Genomic DNA, 21821 nt, shown 5'->3' on the forward strand with positions numbered 1-21821 from the left:
TTGCTTATCTCAAATCTCAAATAAAATAAATGGCGGTCCCGACCGGGATCGAACCGGCGATCTCCTGCGTGACAGGCAGGCATGTTAACCGCTACACCACGGGACCATTTGGTTGCGGGGACAGGATTTGAACCTGCGACCTTCGGGTTATGAGCCCGACGAGCTACCACTGCTCCACCCCGCGACAATAGAATGCATACTAATTTATTTCTTGAAGAAATGGTGGAGGATGACGGGCTCGAACCGCCGACCCTCTGCTTGTAAGGCAGATGCTCTCCCAGCTGAGCTAATCCTCCTGGGTAAAATTACGATAAGCTTCGCATCTCTGCTTCAGCTTCATTCGTTCAATCAGTCACGTACATTAGTACGCTCCTTCATTCTCTCAATTGCTTCCTTGATCTACTCGCTTCTCCTAATTTTACATAAGATAAGCTTCGCATCTCTTTGTCAACTAAATTGAAATAAATGGTGACCCCTACGGGATTCGAACCCGTGTTACCGCCGTGAAAGGGCGGTGTCTTAACCGCTTGACCAAGGGGCCATACTTTTATGTAGAAAACTTATCTGGCGGAGAGCAAGGGATTTGAACCCTTGAGACAGTTTAACCCGCCTACACGATTTCCAATCGTGCTCCTTCGGCCACTCGGACAGCTCTCCTAAAATGGCTCCGAAGGTAGGACTCGAACCTACGACCGATCGATTAACAGTCGATTGCTCTACCACTGAGCTACTTCGGAATAATACAGCCTAGCGACGTCCTACTCTCACAGGGGGAGACCCCCAACTACCATCGGCGCTGAAGAGCTTAACTTCCGTGTTCGGTAAGGGAACGGGTGTGACCTCTTCGCCATCATCACTAGACATTATTAATTTGAAAGACAATATTTATTATAACAAAACTAGAAATTAATTCAAGCTTTTTTTATACTTTTTTGTACTCTCAAAACTGGATAAACGACATTGTTACGTTAAACAAATTTGGTTAAGTCCTCGATCGATTAGTATTCGTCAGCTGCACGTGTCGCCACGCTTCCACCCCGAACCTATCTACCTCATCGTCTTTGAGGGATCTTACTTACTTGCGTAATGGGAAATCTCATCTTGAGGGGGGCTTCGTGCTTAGATGCTTTCAGCACTTATCCCGTCCACACATAGCTACCCAGCGATGCTCTTGGCAGAACAACTGGTACACCAGCGGTGTGTCCATCCCGGTCCTCTCGTACTAAGGACAGCTCCTCTCAAATTTCCTACGCCCACGACGGATAGGGACCGAACTGTCTCACGACGTTCTGAACCCAGCTCGCGTACCGCTTTAATGGGCGAACAGCCCAACCCTTGGGACCGACTACAGCCCCAGGATGCGATGAGCCGACATCGAGGTGCCAAACCTCCCCGTCGATGTGGACTCTTGGGGGAGATAAGCCTGTTATCCCCGGGGTAGCTTTTATCCGTTGAGCGATGGCCCTTCCATGCGGAACCACCGGATCACTAAGCCCGTCTTTCGACCCTGCTCGACTTGTAGGTCTCGCAGTCAAGCTCCCTTCTGCCTTTACACTCTTCGAATGATTTCCAACCATTCTGAGGGAACCTTTGGGCGCCTCCGTTACACTTTAGGAGGCGACCGCCCCAGTCAAACTACCCGCCTGACACTGTCTCCTACCCGGGTTACGGGTATGGGTTAGAATTTCAATACAACCAGGGCAGTATCCCACCGACGCCTCCTCCGAAGCTGGCGCTCCGGGCTCTAAGGCTCCTGCCTATCCTGTACAAGTTGCACCAAAATTCAATATCAAGCTATAGTAAAGCTCCACGGGGTCTTTCCGTCCTGTCGCGGGTAACCTGCATCTTCACAGGTACTATAATTTCACCGAGTCTCTCGTTGAGACAGTGCCCAGATCGTTACGCCTTTCGTGCGGGTCGGAACTTACCCGACAAGGAATTTCGCTACCTTAGGACCGTTATAGTTACGGCCGCCGTTTACTGGGGCTTCAATTCGCACCTTCGCTTGCGCTAAGCACTCCTCTTAACCTTCCAGCACCGGGCAGGCGTCAGCCCCTATACTTCACCTTACGGTTTTGCAGAGACCTGTGTTTTTGCTAAACAGTCGCCTGGGCCTATTCACTGCGGCTCTTCTAGGCTATGCACCCAAAAGAGCACCCCTTCTCCCGAAGTTACGGGGTCATTTTGCCGAGTTCCTTAACGAGAGTTCTCTCGCTCACCTTAGGATTCTCTCCTCGACTACCTGTGTCGGTTTGCGGTACGGGCACCTATCACCTCGCTAGAGGCTTTTCTTGGCAGTGTGAAATCAGGAACTCCGGACATACGTCCTCGCCATCACAGCTCAATGTTACAGAATGCGGATTTGCCTACATTCACACCTTACTGCTTGGACATGCATAACCAACAGCATGCTTACCCTATCCTTCTGCGTCCCCCCATTACTCAAACGGTGGTTTGGTGGTACAGGAATATCAACCTGTTATCCATCGCCTACGCCTATCGGCCTCGGCTTAGGTCCCGACTAACCCTGAGCGGACGAGCCTTCCTCAGGAAACCTTAGTCATACGGTGGACGGGATTCTCACCCGTCTTTCGCTACTCATACCGGCATTCTCACTTCTAAGCGCTCCACCAGTCCTTCCGGTCTGACTTCAACGCCCTTAGAACGCTCTCCTACCACTGATACCAAAGGTATCAATCCACAGCTTCGGTGATTTGTTTAGCCCCGATACATTTTCGGCGCAGCGTCACTCGACCAGTGAGCTATTACGCACTCTTTAAATGATGGCTGCTTCTAAGCCAACATCCTGGTTGTCTAAGCAACGCCACATCCTTTTCCACTTAACAAATACTTTGGGACCTTAGCTGGTGGTCTGGGCTGTTTCCCTCTTGACTACGGATCTTATCACTCGCAGTCTGACTCCCAAACATAAATCATTGGCATTCGGAGTTTGTCTGAATTCGGTAACCCGGGATGGGCCCCTAGTCCAAACAGTGCTCTACCTCCAAGATTCTAACGTTTGAGGCTAGCCCTAAAGCTATTTCGGAGAGAACCAGCTATCTCCAGGTTCGATTGGAATTTCTCCGCTACCCACACCTCATCCCCGCACTTTTCAACGTGCGTGGGTTCGGACCTCCAGTAAGTGTTACCTTACCTTCATCCTGGACATGGGTAGATCACCTGGTTTCGGGTCTACGACCACATACTCATTCGCCCTATTCAGACTCGCTTTCGCTGCGGCTCCGTCTTCTCAACTTAACCTTGCATGTAATCGTAACTCGCCGGTTCATTCTACAAAAGGCACGCTATCACCCATTAACGGGCTCTAACTACTTGTAGGCACACGGTTTCAGGATCTATTTCACTCCCCTTCCGGGGTGCTTTTCACCTTTCCCTCACGGTACTGGTTCACTATCGGTCACTAGGTAGTATTTAGCCTTGGGAGATGGTCCTCCCGGATTCCGACGGAATTTCACGTGTTCCGCCGTACTCAGGATACACTCAAGAGAGAATGAATTTTGGACTACGGGGCTTTTACCCTATCCTGCGGACCTTTCCAGATCGCTTCGTCTAACTCATTCCTTTGTAACTCTATGTAGAGTGTCCTACAACCCCAAGAGGCAAGCCTCTTGGTTTGGGCTATTCCCGTTTCGCTCGCCGCTACTCAGGGAATCGATTTTTCTTTCTCTTCCTCCAGGTACTTAGATGTTTCAGTTCCCTGGGTGTGTCTCAGATGCGCTATGTATTCACGCAAATGTACTGCTCCATTACGAACAGTGGGTTTCCCCATTCGGAAATCTCCGGATCAAAGCTCACTTACAGCTCCCCGAAGCATATCGGTGTTAGTGCCGTCCTTCGTCGACTCCTAGTGCCAAGGCATTCACCGTGCGCCCTTATTAACTTAACCTAAAAGTTAAAAAGTCTTACACGTTATGATTACGTAAATAATCACAACTTGAATTTCTTGTTGTTTATTGTTTCAATGTCGTTTTATCCAGTTTTCAAAGAACAAAGGTTTTGTTCCTTCGCGACGAATAATCGCAGGAGCAAATAAGAAAATTTGGTGGAGCCTAGCGGGATCGAACCGCTGACCTCCTGCGTGCAAGGCAGGCGCTCTCCCAGCTGAGCTAAGGCCCCGAAATTTAAAAAGGTATGGTGGGCCTAAATGGACTCGAACCATCGACCTCACGCTTATCAGGCGTGCGCTCTAACCAGCTGAGCTATAGGCCCTCTTTGAATTTCCATATATAATATAATATGAACATTCAAAACTGAACTGCAAAACGTTAAGATACGAATAAAAATTCGTATTCCGATATTATCCTTAGAAAGGAGGTGATCCAGCCGCACCTTCCGATACGGCTACCTTGTTACGACTTCACCCCAATCATCTGTCCCACCTTCGGCGGCTGGCTCCCGTAAGGGTTACCCCACCGACTTCGGGTGTTACAAACTCTCGTGGTGTGACGGGCGGTGTGTACAAGGCCCGGGAACGTATTCACCGTGGCATGCTGATCCACGATTACTAGCGATTCCGGCTTCATGTAGGCGAGTTGCAGCCTACAATCCGAACTGAGAACGGTTTTATGGGATTTGCTCACCCTCGCGGGGTTGCGACCCTCTGTACCGTCCATTGTAGCACGTGTGTAGCCCAGGTCATAAGGGGCATGATGATTTGACGTCATCCCCACCTTCCTCCGGTTTATCACCGGCAGTCACCTTAGAGTGCCCAACTGAATGCTGGCAACTAAGATCAAGGGTTGCGCTCGTTGCGGGACTTAACCCAACATCTCACGACACGAGCTGACGACAACCATGCACCACCTGTCACCGCTGTCCCCGAAGGGAAAAGTCTATCTCTAGGCCGGTCAGCGGGATGTCAAGACCTGGTAAGGTTCTTCGCGTTGCTTCGAATTAAACCACATGCTCCACCGCTTGTGCGGGCCCCCGTCAATTCCTTTGAGTTTCAGTCTTGCGACCGTACTCCCCAGGCGGAGTGCTTAATGCGTTAGCTGCAGCACTAAGGGGCGGAAACCCCCTAACACTTAGCACTCATCGTTTACGGCGTGGACTACCAGGGTATCTAATCCTGTTTGCTCCCCACGCTTTCGCGCCTCAGCGTCAGTTACAGACCAGAAAGCCGCCTTCGCCACTGGTGTTCCTCCAAATCTCTACGCATTTCACCGCTACACTTGGAATTCCGCTTTCCTCTTCTGTACTCAAGTCCCCCAGTTTCCAATGACCTTCCACGGTTGAGCCGTGGGATTTCACATCAGACTTAAAGGACCGCCTGCGCGCGCTTTACGCCCAATAATTCCGGACAACGCTTGCCACCTACGTATTACCGCGGCTGCTGGCACGTAGTTAGCCGTGGCTTTCTAATGAGGTACCGTCAAGGTACGAGCAGTTACTCTCGTACTTGTTCTTCCCTCACAACAGAGTTTTACGATCCGAAAACCTTCTTCACTCACGCGGCATTGCTCCATCAGACTTTCGTCCATTGTGGAAGATTCCCTACTGCTGCCTCCCGTAGGAGTCTGGGCCGTGTCTCAGTCCCAGTGTGGCCGATCACCCTCTCAGGTCGGCTACGCATCGTCGCCTTGGTGAGCCGTTACCTCACCAACTAGCTAATGCGCCGCGGGCCCATCCTGTAGTGACAGCGAGATGCCGTCTTTTAACATCTCCCCATGTGAGGAAATGGATTATTCGGTATTAGCCCCGGTTTCCCGGAGTTATCCCAATCTACAGGGCAGGTTGCCCACGTGTTACTCACCCGTCCGCCGCTAAATCAGAAGAAGCAAGCTTCTTCGTCATTCGCTCGACTTGCATGTATTAGGCATGCCGCCAGCGTTCGTCCTGAGCCAGGATCAAACTCTCCATAAGATCTGGATGACGTTACGCAGCGCATCGCTTTGTCAGCTTCACTCGTTCGGTCAGTCACGTACGTTAGTACGCTCCTTCCCTCTCTCGATTGCTTCCTCGCACTGCACTACGTCTCGTCATCCAGCGAATAGAACTAGTTTAAAAGCTCATTTTGTTTTGCTGGCATCATCATTTAATGATGTCAAAATTGTTTTGCTATCAGACTAACAAAGTTAGTTGATAAGCTATATTTCTTAACGTTTTGCATGTTCAGTTTTCAATGTTCAATTTGCTTTGTCGTTTTTTGCGACTTCTCTAATTTACCACCGTATCAACCAAGTGTCAAGAAGTTTTTTCAAAAACTTTTTCGTTCTATTTACTTGAAATAGTTTGTATTGCTTTTGACGACGCTTATTATAATAGCACGGAATAAAATCATATGTCAACAATAAAAACGAACAAATTTAATTGTCCGTTTTTATGTGTTGTTTCTACATCCTTACTTTGTAGTATCTGTGCATGATTTCATTACTTTTTGTTTGTTGTTTTTCAATTAAAATATATCCTTTATCTATTAGAAACTCGATGAAAACCTCTAAATCTACAGAGTAGTTTTTAAGTTCTTCTTGCTCATGAATTTCTTGGATAGTCCAAAACTCTTTTAATCCTAATACTTCTACAATGTGCTGTGCTCCATCCTTTGTTCGGGAATGGATTAAGAAATCACTTGCTAGGAATAGAAGTTCTAACCTTTTTTCTAAAGCTTCCTCACTTGAGATTAACTCATCGTACAATTTATAAATAGAAGGATCTAATTGCTTTACTTGCTTCCATACCATCACCTCTGGATGCATACCATTTTCAAAAACAGCAAGGCGAGCCAAATGATGTAAAGAATCTACCATATGATTATAAGCATCCAAATAGTTATGTTGTTCAAAAAATAATTTACCTTCTAAGTATCTTCTTGTTAATTTAGCAAACTCAATACCCATACGAGCTTTTCTACCATTTATCGGGAACACATATAACTCTTGCTTCAAACTTTCCACATATTCATTTCGATCAAATACCACACGACCATTGATCAACCAATCCACCATCTTCGGATTAGCCCCCAATAGTAGCCACTTTCTTAGCTGCTTCTCTGTTATTATATGTAGTGCAGTTTTTTTATCTCCATACGTGTAATGCTTTGTGAATACAGGTACAGATGAGTCTTTCGTTATGATAAATAAAATAGAATCAAACATATCAGTAATAGGGCTAAATTCTGCCCTTTTCTCTACTAAAATAATACCTAGCGTATTAGGTTCACTAGCTCTTTCTTGATAAATCGGTCTCAGTAATGCTTCCAAAATGAAGCCTCCTTTATTTCCTTCTTCTTATAAATTTTCGACAACTTTTCTAGATTTCCTTCTATAATTGTTTCTAAACATAACTTTATACTAAAATATGATATAGTGTATGTAGAAATTAGGAGGTTGAAAAATGAAACCCTATAAAAACAAAATAAATCGTATACGTTCCTTTGCACTCGGACTTATATTCTTTGGTTTTATCATAATGTATGGTGCAATATTCTTTAAAGATAATGGCATACTAGTTACCATCTTCGTGACACTAGGTTTACTATCTATATTAGCAAGTACTGCAGTCTATGGATGGATAGGATTATTATCTACGAAAGCAGTACCAGTTGTATGTCCTAACTGCGGCAAACATACTAAAGTTTTAGGTAGAGTAGACATGTGCATGTACTGTAAAGAACCATTAACGCTAGACCCGAATCTTGAAGGAAAAGAATTTGATGAAGCATTGAATAAAAAAAGATAACTTAGCACTTTGCTTTTTGCAAAGTGTTTTTTATATGCTCTTATTAGTATAGAATAAACTTAATATAAAAGGAGGTCGATTATTTGTTAATCGTTTCTTTGATTGAGCGCTTAGCTATTATTGCGACAATCGCTTTTCTCTTAACGAGATTTAAGTTTTTCCGAAAGTTATTTGATTATCATACGCAAATGTCTACAAAACAGAGAATAGTTCTCACATTAATATTCGGATTATTCGGAATCATAGGCACTTATACTGGAATTATTGTAAATCCATTTGAAAATACGGAAGATCGCTGGTCTAGAGCTTTAAATAATGAAGAGGCTATTGCTAATTCTCGCGTTCTCGGAGTGGTTGTTGGTGGTTTACTGGGGGGGTTCCGAATTGGTTTTGGAGCGGGAGTAATTGCTGGGGTGCATCGCTTCTTTCTCGGTGGTTTTACAGCGGTTGCATGTGGAGTTGCAACCATTCTCGCTGGTTTAATAGCAGGTCTAATCGGAACTAAGCTGCGTAAACAAACTCTCCTCTCGCCTTGGACTGCCCTAATAGTTGGTACAGCAACAGAAACTATTCAAATGATTGTCATTTTGTTAGTCGCCGATCCATACTCTCAAGCCGTTATTTTAGTAAAAGAAATAATGGTCCCTATGATTGTAACAAATGGCATTGGCTCTGCTCTTTTCATTCTTATAATAAGAAGTGTCTTAAAGGATGACGAAAGAACGGAGGCTAATGGCGCTCAAAAAGCTTTACAAATTGCTGAAACGACATTAGATCATCTTAGAGGAGGTTTAACTTTCCAGTCGGCTGAAAAAGTATGTGAGTTAATCTATTCCAAAACTGCATCTCTTGCAGTTTCTATGACAAATAAGGATACCATCTTGGCTCATGTCGGTATGGAAAGTAATCATCATAGCTCTGGAAGTCCTATTCAAACCGAATCAACGAGACAAGTTATACAATCAGGTCACATGCTATCTATAGGGAAAAATGAAATTTTATGTAATCATCCCAATTGTTCTTTGGGTGCTGCAATAATTGCCCCTATTAAGATTAAAAATAGAACAGTGGCTACATTAAAAATTTATGTACATAACGAGAATTTGCTGACTCCTTCCTTAATAGAGCTTGTCCAAGGATTAACAAGCATGTTCGGCCACCAATTAGAATTATCTGAACTAGATCAATTACAGGAACTTGCAAAAGAAGCTGAAATACGAGCATTACAGGCACAGGTTAATCCCCATTTCCTGTTCAATGCAATGAACACAATCGTTTCTCTAATACGCACCAATCCTGATCGTGCACGTAGCTTATTAATTTCACTTGCAAATTACATACGGCAGAACGTAGAAAGCTCAACAGCTGGTTTGGTTACACTAAAAGAAGAAGTCGAACTCATCAAGTCATATCTATTAATAGAAGAAGCAAGATTTGGTGATCGGATTCAAGTGAAATATTCCATTGATTCAAACACTCTCAGATACTCAATTCCTCCGATGGCTATTCTTACTTTGGTACAGAACTCGTTTAAGCATGGACTACAAAAGATTAAAAAAGATGGTTTAATTCAAATCACTATTAGAGATGAACAGTATTACATCCATATTTCCGTAGTAGACAATGGCAAGGGGATGAATGAATCTAGAAGATCCACCCTCCTAAGTGATAAGGTAGAATCTGAAAATGGTACAGGAATTGGTCTCTATAACTTGCATCAAAGACTCAAAAAAATGATTCACCGCTCAGAAGGACTTACAATTAAAAGCAGTGATAACGGGACAGAGATTTACTTCTTTATCCCAAAAGATGACGAACAAGGGGTGAAAAGAACTTCATGACTTATAAAACAATTATTATTGATGATGAACGATTTAGCCGTGAAGAACTAGCTTTCTTACTTTCTACTTATAAAGAAATAGAAATAATTGCTGAAGCAGACTCTGCTGAAGGCGGACTACTCCTTGTGGCTAAATATGAACCAGATATTGTGTTTGTCGATATAGAAATGACTGGGATGAACGGTATAGAATTTGCTAGGATTACGAAGCAAATGAAAAAACCTCCTATAATTATATTCGCAACAGCGTTTCCAAATTATGCACTTGATGCTTTTGAGACAAATGCATTTGACTATTTATTAAAACCATTTGAGGAAAAACGGTTAAAGGAGACGATGACTCGAATTCATTCAACTACAAAAACATCCGTATCACCCTCTGTAATACTTAAACTCGCAGTACACGAAGATGACCGTATTATTTATATAGAACCTAGTTCTATCTTGTATATTTCGCGTAATGACCGAGAAACGGTTATTCGAACCGCAAAAAGAGAATTTACCTCCAAATATACATTAAAGGAGTTAGAGGAAAAACTATCAAATCACCACTTTTTCCGAACACATAAAAGCTTTTTAGTAAATGTTCATCAAATTGTGGAGGTTTCCACATGGAGTTCAAGTATCTATCATGTTCGTGTAAACGGGATTTCAGAACAAATTCCTTTAAGCAGAAATTATGTCAAGGAATTAAGGGAGCTGCTAGAAATGTAGGAACACAACATGTAAAGGTGATATTTATACATCTTAAACGGATAATTTAACATCTCACACCTAAATTAACTATTACATGAGTTTTTAAAATAGACTGATAATTGTAAACACTAATTAGTTTAGGAGGAAGACAATGATTACTTTTTTAGTTTCCATCGTGTTGTTAATAGTAGCTTACTTCACGTACGGTAAATACGTAGAAAAGGTTTTTGGTGTGAAGGAAGAACGTAAAACACCTGCTTATACACTTGCCGATGGTGTCGATTACGTTCCAATGTCTAAAAACAAAAACTCACTTATCCAGTTATTAAATATAGCTGGAGTTGGTCCTATCTTCGGTCCAATTATGGGTGCACTATACGGACCAATCGCTTTTCTCTGGATTGTTCTCGGTGCTATATTTGCAGGGGCAGTTCATGATTATTTAACAGGAATGATTTCCTTACGTAACAAAGGGGCACATTTACCCGATCTTGCTGGGAAGTTTTTAGGAAAAGCTTTCAAACATGTTGTAAACGTTTTCGCACTTTTACTATTAGTTTTAGTTGGTACAGTTTTCGTCTCTTCTCCAGCAGCACTTCTAGGCGACTTGACGAAAGGTTGGATGTCCGTCGGTGTTTGGATTATTATTATTTTCGCTTATTACATCTTAGCAACTATATTACCAGTTGATAAGATTATCGGACGTTTATATCCAATCTTCGGAGCACTTCTACTAATCAGTGCTGTAGGTATCGGAGCAGCTTTATTGATTCAAGGATATACTATTCCAGAACTATCATTCCAAAATATGCATCCAGATAACTTACCTATTTTCCCATTGTTGTTCCTAACTATTTCTTGTGGAGCATTATCGGGATTCCATGCAACACAATCACCAATAATTTCTCGTACAACACAAGGAGAGTCTCAAGGACGTTATATTTTCTACGGAATGATGATTGCAGAAGCAATAATTGCTATGATTTGGGCAGCAGCTGCAATGTCAATTTTCAATGGTCAAGATTTAAATACATTACTAAATACAGTAGGTACTGCTGGTATTGTTAAAGAAGTATCTGTAACAACTCTTGGAGCTGTAGTTGGAACAATTGCTGTATTAGGAGTTGTTGTTCTGCCGATCACTTCCGGAGATACTGCCTTCCGCAGTGCCCGTATGATCATTGCAGATTATATCGGGATGGCACAGAAGAAAGTATCAAAACGTTTCGTTATAGCGATACCTATGTTTGTCATTTCGATTGCACTTACACAAGTAGATTTTACAATCCTATGGAGATACTTTTCTTGGGCTAACCAATCCACAGCAGCAATTGCACTTTGGGTTGGCGCAATGTACCTAGCACTCCAAAAGAAAAATTTCTGGATTGCAGCAATACCTGCAACTTTCATCACAATGGCGACATTTACGTATATCTTCAATGCGAAAATTGGGTTTAACTTATCGATGCAAACTTCTTATATTGCAGCTATAGTAGTAACCGTAATAATCATTATTGGATTCTTCTGGGGACTTAAACGTAAACTTGACGCAGCAGAAAGTGGATTCAAGCCTATTGTTTTAGATGACGGACTTGGAACGCAACCTGCAAAATAAGAACTATAAGGTTGGTCGTAGAAATCATGCGACCAACTTTTTTTATACCTATACAACTTTTTCTATAGTTCCCGATCACTTAACGAATACAGTAATCAATAAACTAATTGCAAAGAAGATATATGCAATCTGAATGGTTGTGTACATTGTAAATTCAAAGACTGAAAGTTTTCGTTGTTTTTTGGTCTTTACCAAATGCCGAAGATAGAAAGAAGAACTAATCATAAGTATTGCTATTGAAATTGAACGTAGGACTTCTGCGTAAAATATCAAGGATTATCAACTCCTTATTTTTCATTTACCTATCAATTTACTTTTATACGTTCAACACATATATAAGTTCCAATTATTAATTAATTTCCTATATAAATTTATAAAATTTCATTTGTAGCTCATTAACTAAAATGTACCGTTATCACATAAGAGTCTCTTCTTAATGCAGTGAAACCCCACTTTAGTTCAACGCAAAATATGTTGTACAATTCCAGTGCTTTGCACCGGCTTTTCTTTTGCCTTTCCAACCCATTTTTTGCAATTCCTTGGCGATTAACATATTAAAAAAACCATGACCAACTAAAACTACTGATTCATGTTCATTGGCATATTCAATTAATTGTTGTGAAGCCTTCTTTGCTCTCAATTTCGCCTTGCTAAAAGACTCGCATTCATTAGAATAGCCACTAAACCATAGTAGTCTTAAAATGACTGCCCAGTTATTTGGGTTTAATTTTACATTAAATAATATTGTTGGATTAGCGAGAGTAGGTAATTCTGTTTCGCGAAATAAAGGATCGGAAATTGTTTTTGTTTTTGGTTTTAATAAGCTTGCTGAGATAATAGACCTTTTTAAGTCACTTGTAACTACAACCTTTGCAGTTGCTACTTTTTCAATTGTCACTTTGGGATATATTGTTTCTTCAAATACTCCGTTAAAGTCATATTTTTCAACCCACTTTTTAAACTCTGCAAAAATTATTTTGTCATTTTCAATCAATTGTGATTTACCATGTCTAATTAAAGAAATCTCCATAACGAACCCCTTAATAATCAGTGATTTCTATACTAATACCTTGATAACTTCTTGGAAAATAAAAAAGGGATAGGATTTCACTCTCCCTCAATCTATTGCAAACACATAGTGGAAGACCGAGTATGTCAATAAAAGTTTCGTCAGTACTAATTTACTTTAAGGTTAATTTGTTCTTCATATTCACCTGTAATAGTTCGCCAAGTAATTTCAATATTAGCATGGTTTAACGATATAATTGCTTCATCTTTAGTAGCCGGGGGATTATTCCCTCCGCTCATTCCAAAGGATATTGCTGTTTGTTCTTCTTGAGGCTCAACTTCACCAGTACGTCCACCTTCATCAGTAACTACCGAATAAGTGACATATAGAAGTTCCTCATCACCTGTATATTCAATTCCTCCTCTATCTAAAAGATGAGTATCGGTTATTTCGTATATTAGATGTGCATTCCATAAATTTCCCTCACCAGTAGCTTTAATAGTTTCTTGATTTGAACAAGCTGCAAGTAAAATCATTGAAAATAGCAAAAGAAGTATTTTTCTCAACATAACTCCCCCTCAAATGCGGACTAAATTGTCCCTACGTAACAACTAATTCGACAGTTGTATAATAATACCTCTTATTGAACTAAACTGCTTTGTTCAACTTACTTGCTTCTATAGTTCAATAAGAAAAAAGGCTTTACCCAACCAAGAAGCAAAGCTCCAGTTAGTTGAATAAAACCTACTATCTAATTTTGCATTGATAAACCATTTTCAAAAATTCAAAAATATCTCCGTTTGTATCCTGCATATAAGTATCAACTTCTTCAAATCCAATTCTTCTATAAACTTTTATTGCCCTCTGATTGAAAGTTGCTACTGATAGCGTTATTTTTTGGGGCTTATATATTAATTCAGCAAAATCTATCCCTGCTTTTAAAAATCTCATTCCGTTTCCCTTACCAACTAGATTTGGTCTCAACCCTAACCCTATATCAATAGTATTTATAGCTACTTTAGTAAAGCTAAAGAAACCTATAATATCATTGTCTTTAGTAACAATGAAATTTGATTCACCTCGTTTTTGTGGGTCTAAGAACTCAACTAAATCTTCTTTATCTTCCACCATATCGTAAAAAGAGTATTCAGCATCATAGTGCCAATTAAATGCAATTTCTTCCGCTTGTTCCTGTGTCATAATTTCAAACTTATATCCCATAATTATCTCCCTAGTATCAATATTTCAATAAGAAAAAAGGCTTTACTCCTACTTGAAATAAAGCACCCGGTGGTTGAAAAAGAAATTTTATCACCATTTTTTACAGAATGATTAAAACTCTTCTTTTAATATAGAGTACATTTTTAAATCCCGATGTTTTCCTTTTACAAATATACCATTTCTAATTATTCCTTCAAAAGTCATTCCTGCTTTTTCCATTACTCGTGCTGAACCGATATTTTCTACATCACACCTTGCTTGAATACGAACTAAATCCATTTCCTCAAAACCGAATTTTATGATTTCCTTTGTTACTTCAGTAGTTAAGCCTATTCCCCAATAGTTTTTAGAAATGACATAACCGATTTCAGCAATTTTATGATTTGGTTGCCACCACACAAAATCGATAGTCCCGATAAACTTTCCATTTTCCTTGTATTCAATTCCCCACGGTGAAACCTGCTTGTTTTCATATTTATTCAATACAAATTCAACAAATTTTGTTGTATCAGATATTGTTTCGTGGGTATTCCAAGTTACATACTTAGATACTTCTTCATCCGAACCATATAGATGCATATCTTCAATATCTTCTAAAGTGACTTTTCTAAGAATAAGACGTTCTGTTTCTAATATTGGTAAATCACCATATATTTTTTCTAAATTCATTGAATCCCCTCCCCTAAATACTAGCTAAGAATCAATACTTCTATAAAGAGGTTGCCAATTCCTTCTACTCTTATTAAACTAACTTTCTACTTTAGTTTAAGTGTAACATTTCAAATTGCACCTCCAAAATCTCTTTGACAATTGGACATAAAAATAGACCATCACTATATATTGGTCTGGGTTATGAGTAATACTATATCTAGTTATAACTTAATTTTGCTCATCTAACTTTTGTAATATGGCATCTAGTTTTACCATCATGTAGCAAAAAAGTTTAACCTTTTTTCTTAACAGAGCCAAATAAAAAAACCGAGCGTCTCAATCTAATCTACGCTCGGTATTGCTTATTGGACTTTAGTTGCATGTTCTTTACATGTTGGACAAACACCGTATATTTCCATTCGATGATAACTTACTTCAAAGCCAGTTAAATGAGAAGCTAAATGTTCTACTTCATCTAATCCTGGGTAATGAAAATCAACTATTTTGCCACAAGTATCACAAATCATATGATAATGATCGTTTGTAACAAAATCGAAACGACTAGAGGAATCCCCATAGGTTAACTCTTTTACAAGTCCTGCTTCTCTAAAAACACGTAAGTTATTATACACCGTTGCAACACTCATGCTAGGAAATTTACTTTCTAGTGCTTTATATATATCGTCCGCTGTGGGATGTGACATAGATTGGATAATAAATTCCAGTATCGCATGGCGTTGAGGCGTAATTCGTACACCAGTCGATTTTAATGTATCTAAAGCATCTCTTAAATGTACTTCCGTCATCGCAATGCACCTCTTTTCATATTCATTCTTTGATTATAATTGTTACAATAAGTATAATTAAAAAATGTATGAACTGTCAAACTTATTACATCCTTAGGAAAGAAATACATAGATTAGTAGCCTTTTTCCAAGTCGATCTCATTCTCAAGTGGCTTTTGATCCAACCAAGCGTTTAAATTCCTTGAAAAAATTTGCAATGCCCGCACCACATATTGAGAAGAATGACTAGAGACATGCGGAGAAACGATAACATTGTTCATACTCCAAAATGGGTGTCCCTCTGTAAGTGGTTCTTTCTCAAATACATCAAGAACAGCATATGCAATTTGTTCTTCTTTTAATGCACGTATTAGATATTCTTCATTCACCACATCTCCACGTCCAAAGTTCATAAAGATCGCTGTAGGTTTCATAGACTGTAAATGCTCGTATGTGATTAGCCTAACTGTTTGTGTCGTGCTCGGTAGAATTGAAATAACAATATCTGCTTTTGGCAAGACTTCATTTAATTTATCAAAGGTAACTACTTCTTCCATAAATGGAGCAGGGCGTCCACTGCTATTACATCCAATAGTATGTACCCCAAAAGCCATCAGTATTCGACCAACTTCCCCTCCTATAGCACCTGGGCCTAATATTATCGCAGTAGAACCTAATAATTCATTAGGGAATACTCGCTTAGACCACTCCCCGTTACGCTGATTTTCATTGATTAACGGCAGTGACTTTTTAATAGAAAGTATATGAGCTAAAATTGTTTCAGCCATAGGTGTTTTGTGAATTCCACGCACGTTAGTAACGACAATACCTTGATTTGCAATTTCCTGTAGCGGCATTTTTTCTAGTCCAGCTGAAGCAACCATTATCCATTTTAGCTGTTCAGCTTTTTCAAGATGACTTGCATATAAGTCCTCTCCATAAGTAACTAGAATTTGTGATGATTTTAATAATTCTTCATTTAGACCTTTTTGAAATACAAATTCTGCATTTGGAAACTTTTTTATTAATTCATCCTGTTGCTCCTGTTTTGGTAAAAAAGAAAACAATATTTTCATACTTATTGCCCTTCAGTCACTAATGATCTTAATGTAAGTAGTGCTTCCTCGACATGTCCATCGACTTTGACTTTATTCCATTCTTTTACGATCGTCCCTGTAGGATCGATTAAAAAAGTAGAACGTTCAATACCCATATATTCTTTTCCGAAATTCTTTTTCAACTTCCATACTCCATAAGCTTCGGAAACTTCATGCGTATCATCTACTAAAAGAGAAAATGGCAAGCCATGCTTATTTATAAATTTTGTATGAGCCTTTTCATCATCCGCACTAACTCCAAGAATAACTGCATTTAAATCAGTGAAACTCGTATATGCATTTTTAAAATCACATGCCTCTGTTGTGCAGCCTGGTGTAGCATCCTTTGGGTAAAAATATAAAACTACATACTTCTTTCCTGCAAAATCTTTTAATGAAACAATTTCTCCTTTTTCATTTTTCAACGAAAAGTTAGGTGCAATCAAGCCTTCTAGTTTTTCCATCATAATCCCTCCTATATATATCGTATCGAAGTTAGTCTCTATGTTCAATTTTCTTAGCATTTTTCCTTATAATTGTCTACAATTAAAGAGAACTTAAAGAAGAAATACACTAGACAATAATTGGATAGTAAAGGTATACTTTCTATCGGCAAACAAACTGAGCGGAGGCAATTAAATTGAAACAAACACAATCAGAAATGATACAAGTAGAGGCATTAGAACATATAGTTGGTGGTGTAAATAGTCCATCAAGATCATATAAAGCTGTAGGCGGTGGAGCACCAATCGTAATGGAAAGAGCAGAAGGTGCTTATTTTTATGACGTTGATGGCAACAAATACATCGATTATTTAGCTGCATACGGTCCTATAATTACTGGTCATGCACATCCTCATATTACGGAAGCCATCACAAAAGCTGCACAAACAGGTCTATTATATGGTACCCCAACTAAACATGAAGTAACCTTTGCCAAAATGTTAAAGGATGCTATTCCTTCTATGGATAAAGTTCGTTTTGTTAACTCGGGGACAGAGGCAGTTATGACAACAATTCGAGTTGCTCGTGCCTACACTGGTAGAACAAAAGTTATGAAATTTGCTGGTTGCTATCATGGACATTCCGATTTAGTACTAGTTGCGGCTGGCTCTGGCCCAGCGACACTTGGTACACCTGATTCTGCAGGGGTACCTCAGTCTATCGCAAAAGAAGTGATCACTATTCCATTCAACGATCCAAAAGCTTATGAGGAAGCAATGGAGAAATGGGGAGAGGAATTGGCGTGTATTTTAGTAGAACCAATCGTTGGCAACTTCGGTATGGTAGAGCCAAATGAAGGTTTCCTTCCTCTAGTTCATAAAATCGCAAAAAACAAAGGTGCATTAGTCATTTACGATGAAGTAATTACAGCATTCCGCTTCCATTACGGTGCGGCATCTACGATGTTAGAACAAACACCTGACTTAACAGCTTTAGGTAAAATAATTGGTGGAGGACTTCCGATTGGTGCTTACGGCGGCAAAAAAGAAATTATGGAACAGGTTGCACCACTAGGCCCTGCATACCAAGCGGGAACTATGGCAGGGAACCCAGCGTCAATGCAAGCAGGGATTGCTTGTTTAGAGGTTCTACAAACTCCGGGATTATATGATGAATTAGATAGACTAGGTGCAATTCTAGAGGCTGGTATTCTAGAAGCTGCCAAGAAAAATAATGTAACCATTACTATTAATCGGATTAAAGGAGCCCTATCCGTTTACTTCACAGATGTAAGGGTAGAAAATTATGTGCAAGCAGAAGCAAGTGACGGTGAAATGTTTGCGAAATTCTTTAAGCTAATGCTAAATCAAGGCATTAACTTAGCACCTTCTAAATATGAGGCTTGGTTTATAACAACTGCCCATACTGAAAGAGATATTCACGAAACACTCAAGGCAGTTAATAATGCCTTTGCCGAACTCTAATAATCAGGTACACTGTTTTTACGAAAGGATAGGATTCAATGAAATTAGGAGCACGAATATTTAAAACTGGGGTAGCAATTGTGTTCTCTTTATTCTTAGCCGAATTACTTCAGCTTCCTACTCCTGTTTTTGCAGGAATAGCAGCCATTTTCGCCATTCAACCTTCTATTTATAGGTCCTATTTAACAGTAACCGAGCAAATTCAAGGGAATTTAATAGGGGCTGTCATTGCGGTCGTTTTCACCTTGGTTTTTGGAAATGATTATATTGCTGTTGGATTCGCAGCAATAGTTGCGATAACACTAATGCTTAAGTTAAAGCTAGAGAAAACTATCTCACTCGCTTTAGTAACTGTTATAGCGATTATGGAAATACAGGGAGACGACTTTTTAGTATTTGCATTGTTACGATTTGCAGCAATGCTTGTTGGAGTTATCTCCGCATTTATTGTGAATTTGGTATTTTTGCCACCTAAGTTTGAAAAGAAACTTTTCAATGCCATTCACTTTACGCAGGATGAAATAATCCGTTGGCTACGAATAGCTGTTAGACAGGCGTCAGATCATCAATCAACCAAACAAACAATTCATCAATTAAAGGAAAGACTTGTTAGAGTCGATCAATTATACTCTTTCTTTAAAGAAGAACGTGGGTATACAAAAAAAGCAAATCACACTAAGGGTAGAAAATTAGTTGTTTACCGCGAGTTAATATCCACTTCTTATAAAAGCTTAGACGTACTCAAAAAATTACATCACCATGAGCATGAATTAACTGATCTACCAGAACATTTTCGGATGATGATAAAGGAAAGATTGGATACTCTTTTAACCTATCATGAACAGCTTCATTTAAAATTCATTGGTAAATTAAGACCGGAGCATATTGAGGAGAACGACTCGGAGGCATTTTTACAAAGACAAGAGGTAATGGATATTTTCGTCAAGCAAATTACCATTACGCAAATGGAAGAAGAGTTTTCCTCCTACCACCTCTTACATTTACTATCAGCTATTTTAAAATATGAAGAACAATTAGAACATGTGGATAAACTGATCACATCATATCAAAACTTTCATAGTGAAGAACTAACTGTTCAGATTGAAGAAACACCTTATTAAGAAATGGCAAGCATCCATTTAGTTTAAAGCCTGTTTTTATCGTCTACGAAAGGCTTCGGACAGATTTTTGGCTATATTTTTACTAATTGATTTTTAAGAGAGGCTGGTCGTGACTAACGTCACAACTTGCCTCTCTTTTCACGAAATCTTATGAGTCTTGCCTGTCCAGTTAACAAAATTTTATAGTTTTTTTAATAAAACATGCCACTTAGCAAATATACTAAGTGGCATCATTTTAATTTTTCATCTTAGGATCTAGTGCATCTCGGAGTCCATCACCCATCAAGTTAAATCCTACTACTGTTAACATTATTGCCAGTCCTGGGAAAATCATTGTCCACGGAGCATTTCTTAAATACATACGAGCATCCGCAAGCATTTTTCCCCATTCAGGAGCTGGTGCCTGAGCACCCAGCCCTAAGAACCCTAATGCTGCTGCTTCAATAATGGCGGATGCAATTGCAAGTGTACCTGCAACAATAACCGGTGCCATTGAATTAGGTAAAATATGAGAAAATAAAATTCGAATATCTCTCATCCCAATAGCTTTAGCAGATGTTATGTACTCCTCTTCTTTTATACTTAGAACCTTCGAACGTATTAGTCGACCAAAGTTAGGGATATTAATAATCGCAATAGCGATCAATGCATTTTGTAAAGATGGCCCTAAAACAGATACTACTGCAATTGCTAATAGTATACTTGGAAAAGCTAGCATAATATCAAAAATTCTTGAAATAATCATGTCTATCCATTTCCCATAGTAACCTGCAACAATACCTAAAATACTACCGACTACTACAGAACCAATAACCGAGAAAAATCCTACTACTAAAGAAATTCTAGCTCCATGAATAATCCGAGAAAATATATCCCGACCAAAATCATCCGTACCGAACCAGTACTGACCAGATGGTGGTTTTAAGCGATCAGTTAAAAGCTGCTCATTAATACCTTGTGGTGCAAGCCAAGGACCAACAAATGCTAAAAATACGAAGAATAAGACAATCCCTGCTCCTGCAAGTGCTCCTTTATTTTTACGGAAACTTCGCCATGCATCTCGCCAAGGACCGGTCGACGTTTCTTTAGGTGCTATTACTTGATCATTTGTCGAATTCGGAACCATTTCGGACATATCTATTCCTCCTTTTAATCATATTTGATCCTCGGATCTACTAACCCATACAAAATATCTACGAATAAATTAATCATTACAAATATAAAAGCGACAACCAGTATACCAGACTGAATAACAGGATAATCACGGAACGAAATAGCTTCGTATATATACCGTCCGATTCCCGGCCAGCCAAATATAGTCTCTGTTAAAATAGCGCCTCCAAGTAAGAGTCCAGTTTGCAGACCAATTACAGTTAATACCGGTATGATTGCATTTTTTAATGCATGTTTATATACAACAAAAAACATTTTCTGACCTTTTGCTCTAGCAGTACGAACATAATCTGCTCTCATTACTTCCAGCATACTCGATCTAGTCATACGTGCAATAATTGCCATTGGAATTGTAGCTAATGCAATACCTGGTAGCACTAGATGCTTTAATACAGTACCAAGTTGATCGAATCTTCCCTGTATAATTGTATCGACAATATACAAGCTAGTGATGGAATTAATGGGATCCCGTACCTCTTCTCGACCAGTCGTTGGAAGCCATTGCAATTCAACACCAAAAATCCATTGTTCCATCAAACCTAACCAGAAGATTGGCATAGATACACCAATTAGCGCTAAAATCATTGCCATATAATCAAACCAAGAATTTTGGAACCAAGCAGATATAATACCTGCATTCACTCCAATAATTACGGCTATAATAATTGCAAAGAAAGCTAGCTCCATTGTTGCAGCTAAATATGGCCAAATCTCTTCAGCAACAGGTTGAACCGTTCGCATAGATTCACCCAAATCACCTTTAAAGAGACCGATTAAGTAGTCAAAGTATTGTGTATACCAAGGCTCATTTAAGCCTAGTTTAATCTCCAATGCTTCTATCGCTTCTTTAGATGCTAATTGTCCTAAAATTACTTGAGCTGGATTACCAGGAATTGCTCGTATGATCATGAATACAACAAATGTCATACCAAGTAATACGGGTATCAATTGTAGTAAACGTTTACCGATATAGTGAAGCATTTTCTTC

General features: G+C 39.6%; 16 protein-coding genes, 8 tRNA genes and 3 rRNA genes. 6 read left to right on the top strand and 21 right to left on the bottom strand.

The genetic code is table 11. The annotated features are described in order from the left end of the window. Window positions 1-30: 30 nt before the first annotated feature. The 12 genes from ACQCPR_RS15145 to ACQCPR_RS15200 form a co-directional block, all read right to left on the bottom strand. Window positions 31-106, bottom strand: a tRNA-Asp gene (locus ACQCPR_RS15145). A gap of 3 nt (window positions 107-109) precedes the next feature. Then, window positions 110-184 (bottom strand) — tRNA-Met (locus ACQCPR_RS15150). Window positions 185-220: 36 nt separating this feature from the next. After that, window positions 221-296, bottom strand: a tRNA-Val gene (locus ACQCPR_RS15155). 170 nt (window positions 297-466) lie between these two features. Then, window positions 467-541 (bottom strand) — tRNA-Glu (locus ACQCPR_RS15160). 24 nt (window positions 542-565) lie between these two features. Beyond that, window positions 566-657, bottom strand: a tRNA-Ser gene (locus ACQCPR_RS15165). 5 nt (window positions 658-662) lie between these two features. Beyond that, a tRNA-Asn gene (locus ACQCPR_RS15170) sits at window positions 663-737 on the bottom strand. 8 nt (window positions 738-745) lie between these two features. Beyond that, a 5S ribosomal RNA gene (gene rrf, locus ACQCPR_RS15175) occupies window positions 746-861 on the bottom strand. A 117-nt stretch (window positions 862-978) separates the two neighbouring features. After that, window positions 979-3907, bottom strand: a 23S ribosomal RNA gene (locus tag ACQCPR_RS15180). A gap of 154 nt (window positions 3908-4061) precedes the next feature. After that, window positions 4062-4137 (bottom strand) — tRNA-Ala (locus tag ACQCPR_RS15185). A gap of 16 nt (window positions 4138-4153) precedes the next feature. After that, window positions 4154-4230 (bottom strand) — tRNA-Ile (locus ACQCPR_RS15190). 98 nt (window positions 4231-4328) lie between these two features. Further along, window positions 4329-5883 (bottom strand): 16S ribosomal RNA (locus ACQCPR_RS15195). The 16S, 23S and 5S rRNA genes sit together here with 8 tRNA genes alongside, the layout of an rRNA operon. A gap of 470 nt (window positions 5884-6353) precedes the next feature. Next, window positions 6354-7220, bottom strand: a complete 867-nt coding sequence (locus ACQCPR_RS15200; RefSeq protein ID WP_427137436.1) for a nucleotidyltransferase-like protein — start codon at window positions 7218-7220, stop codon at window positions 6354-6356. A 133-nt stretch (window positions 7221-7353) separates the two neighbouring features. Here ACQCPR_RS15200 and ACQCPR_RS15205 point away from each other — a divergent pair, with 133 nt between their 5' ends. The 4 genes from ACQCPR_RS15205 to ACQCPR_RS15220 all read left to right on the top strand — a co-directional run bounded on the left by ACQCPR_RS15205 (window position 7354) and on the right by ACQCPR_RS15220 (window position 11849). Then, the gene (locus ACQCPR_RS15205) at window positions 7354-7698 is read left to right on the top strand and encodes a YgzB family protein (RefSeq protein ID WP_093495050.1); all 345 of its coding nucleotides are present in this window, start codon (window positions 7354-7356) and stop codon (window positions 7696-7698) included. Between the two features lie 83 nt (window positions 7699-7781). After that, on the top strand, window positions 7782-9539 hold the full coding sequence (locus ACQCPR_RS15210) for a LytS/YhcK type 5TM receptor domain-containing protein (protein WP_093495051.1): 1758 nt from the start codon (window positions 7782-7784) through the stop codon (window positions 9537-9539). Next, window positions 9536-10252: a LytR/AlgR family response regulator transcription factor gene (locus ACQCPR_RS15215; RefSeq protein ID WP_427137437.1), complete on the top strand. Its 717-nt coding sequence runs from the start codon at window positions 9536-9538 to the stop codon at window positions 10250-10252. The genes ACQCPR_RS15210 and ACQCPR_RS15215 overlap by 4 nt, the downstream gene beginning before the upstream one ends. Window positions 10253-10385: 133 nt before the next feature. Continuing rightward, window positions 10386-11849 carry a carbon starvation CstA family protein gene (locus tag ACQCPR_RS15220; protein WP_340930501.1) on the top strand — a complete coding sequence of 488 codons (1464 nt, stop codon included), beginning with the start codon at window positions 10386-10388 and terminating at the stop codon, window positions 11847-11849. A 454-nt stretch (window positions 11850-12303) separates the two neighbouring features. Here the strand turns inward: ACQCPR_RS15220 and ACQCPR_RS15225 are convergent, their stop codons facing one another. From ACQCPR_RS15225 to bcp, 7 genes are all read right to left on the bottom strand, one after another. Then, the gene (locus ACQCPR_RS15225) at window positions 12304-12879 is read right to left on the bottom strand and encodes a histidine phosphatase family protein (RefSeq protein ID WP_427137438.1); all 576 of its coding nucleotides are present in this window, start codon (window positions 12877-12879) and stop codon (window positions 12304-12306) included. Between the two features lie 146 nt (window positions 12880-13025). Then, a complete protein-coding gene (locus tag ACQCPR_RS15230) occupies window positions 13026-13424 on the bottom strand; it encodes a hypothetical protein (RefSeq protein ID WP_427137439.1) in 399 nt (132 codons plus the stop codon). A 181-nt stretch (window positions 13425-13605) separates the two neighbouring features. Next, window positions 13606-14079 (bottom strand): GNAT family protein, encoded by a 474-nt coding sequence (locus tag ACQCPR_RS15235; RefSeq protein ID WP_340930504.1) that lies wholly within the window; start codon window positions 14077-14079, stop codon window positions 13606-13608. 111 nt (window positions 14080-14190) lie between these two features. Further along, window positions 14191-14748 carry a GNAT family N-acetyltransferase gene (locus tag ACQCPR_RS15240; protein WP_427137440.1) on the bottom strand — a complete coding sequence of 186 codons (558 nt, stop codon included), beginning with the start codon at window positions 14746-14748 and terminating at the stop codon, window positions 14191-14193. A gap of 344 nt (window positions 14749-15092) precedes the next feature. Continuing rightward, entirely contained in the window at window positions 15093-15536 is a 444-nt protein-coding gene (gene perR, locus ACQCPR_RS15245; RefSeq protein ID WP_139176021.1) for a peroxide-responsive transcriptional repressor PerR, read from the bottom strand. A 113-nt stretch (window positions 15537-15649) separates the two neighbouring features. Then, entirely contained in the window at window positions 15650-16591 is a 942-nt protein-coding gene (locus ACQCPR_RS15250; protein ID WP_340930506.1) for a D-2-hydroxyacid dehydrogenase, read from the bottom strand. Window positions 16592-16593: 2 nt separating this feature from the next. Beyond that, window positions 16594-17076 (bottom strand): thioredoxin-dependent thiol peroxidase, encoded by a 483-nt coding sequence (bcp, locus tag ACQCPR_RS15255; protein ID WP_090568515.1) that lies wholly within the window; start codon window positions 17074-17076, stop codon window positions 16594-16596. A 176-nt stretch (window positions 17077-17252) separates the two neighbouring features. On the opposite strand from bcp, the gene ACQCPR_RS15260 reads away from it, so the two are divergent. Further along, window positions 17253-18539: a glutamate-1-semialdehyde 2,1-aminomutase gene (locus ACQCPR_RS15260; protein ID WP_093495061.1), complete on the top strand. Its 1287-nt coding sequence runs from the start codon at window positions 17253-17255 to the stop codon at window positions 18537-18539. Between the two features lie 38 nt (window positions 18540-18577). Beyond that, window positions 18578-19660 (top strand): FUSC family protein, encoded by a 1083-nt coding sequence (locus ACQCPR_RS15265; protein ID WP_090568508.1) that lies wholly within the window; start codon window positions 18578-18580, stop codon window positions 19658-19660. A gap of 235 nt (window positions 19661-19895) precedes the next feature. Here the strand turns inward: ACQCPR_RS15265 and nikC are convergent, their stop codons facing one another. Both nikC and ACQCPR_RS15275 read right to left on the bottom strand, forming a co-directional pair. Then, complete coding sequence (gene nikC / locus ACQCPR_RS15270) at window positions 19896-20795, bottom strand: nickel transporter permease (protein ID WP_090568504.1); 900 nt, start codon at window positions 20793-20795, stop codon at window positions 19896-19898. Between the two features lie 14 nt (window positions 20796-20809). After that, on the bottom strand, window positions 20810-21814 hold the full coding sequence (locus tag ACQCPR_RS15275) for an ABC transporter permease (protein ID WP_090568499.1): 1005 nt from the start codon (window positions 21812-21814) through the stop codon (window positions 20810-20812). Between the last annotated feature and the right edge of the window lie 7 nt (window positions 21815-21821).

The organism is Psychrobacillus psychrodurans, from assembly GCF_050209195.1.
GTDB lineage: Bacteria > Bacillota > Bacilli > Bacillales_A > Planococcaceae > Psychrobacillus > Psychrobacillus psychrodurans.

What these genes read in the sequence shown, in the direction of transcription:
- ACQCPR_RS15205 (WP_093495050.1), top strand. Translation starts at nt 7,354, where the DNA reads ATGAAACCCTATAAAAACAAAATAAATCGTATACGTTCCTTTGCACTC.
- ACQCPR_RS15215 (WP_427137437.1), top strand. Translation starts at nt 9,536, where the DNA reads ATGACTTATAAAACAATTATTATTGATGATGAACGATTTAGCCGTGAA.
- ACQCPR_RS15220 (WP_340930501.1), top strand. Translation starts at nt 10,386, where the DNA reads ATGATTACTTTTTTAGTTTCCATCGTGTTGTTAATAGTAGCTTACTTC.
- ACQCPR_RS15225 (WP_427137438.1), bottom strand. Translation starts at nt 12,879, where the DNA reads ATGGAGATTTCTTTAATTAGACATGGTAAATCACAATTGATTGAAAAT.
- ACQCPR_RS15235 (WP_340930504.1), bottom strand. Translation starts at nt 14,079, where the DNA reads ATGGGATATAAGTTTGAAATTATGACACAGGAACAAGCGGAAGAAATT.
- ACQCPR_RS15240 (WP_427137440.1), bottom strand. Translation starts at nt 14,748, where the DNA reads ATGAATTTAGAAAAAATATATGGTGATTTACCAATATTAGAAACAGAA.
- perR (WP_139176021.1), bottom strand. Translation starts at nt 15,536, where the DNA reads ATGACGGAAGTACATTTAAGAGATGCTTTAGATACATTAAAATCGACT.
- ACQCPR_RS15250 (WP_340930506.1), bottom strand. Translation starts at nt 16,591, where the DNA reads ATGAAAATATTGTTTTCTTTTTTACCAAAACAGGAGCAACAGGATGAA.
- bcp (WP_090568515.1), bottom strand. Translation starts at nt 17,076, where the DNA reads ATGGAAAAACTAGAAGGCTTGATTGCACCTAACTTTTCGTTGAAAAAT.
- ACQCPR_RS15265 (WP_090568508.1), top strand. Translation starts at nt 18,578, where the DNA reads ATGAAATTAGGAGCACGAATATTTAAAACTGGGGTAGCAATTGTGTTC.
- nikC (WP_090568504.1), bottom strand. Translation starts at nt 20,795, where the DNA reads ATGTCCGAAATGGTTCCGAATTCGACAAATGATCAAGTAATAGCACCT.
- ACQCPR_RS15275 (WP_090568499.1), bottom strand. Translation starts at nt 21,814, where the DNA reads ATGCTTCACTATATCGGTAAACGTTTACTACAATTGATACCCGTATTA.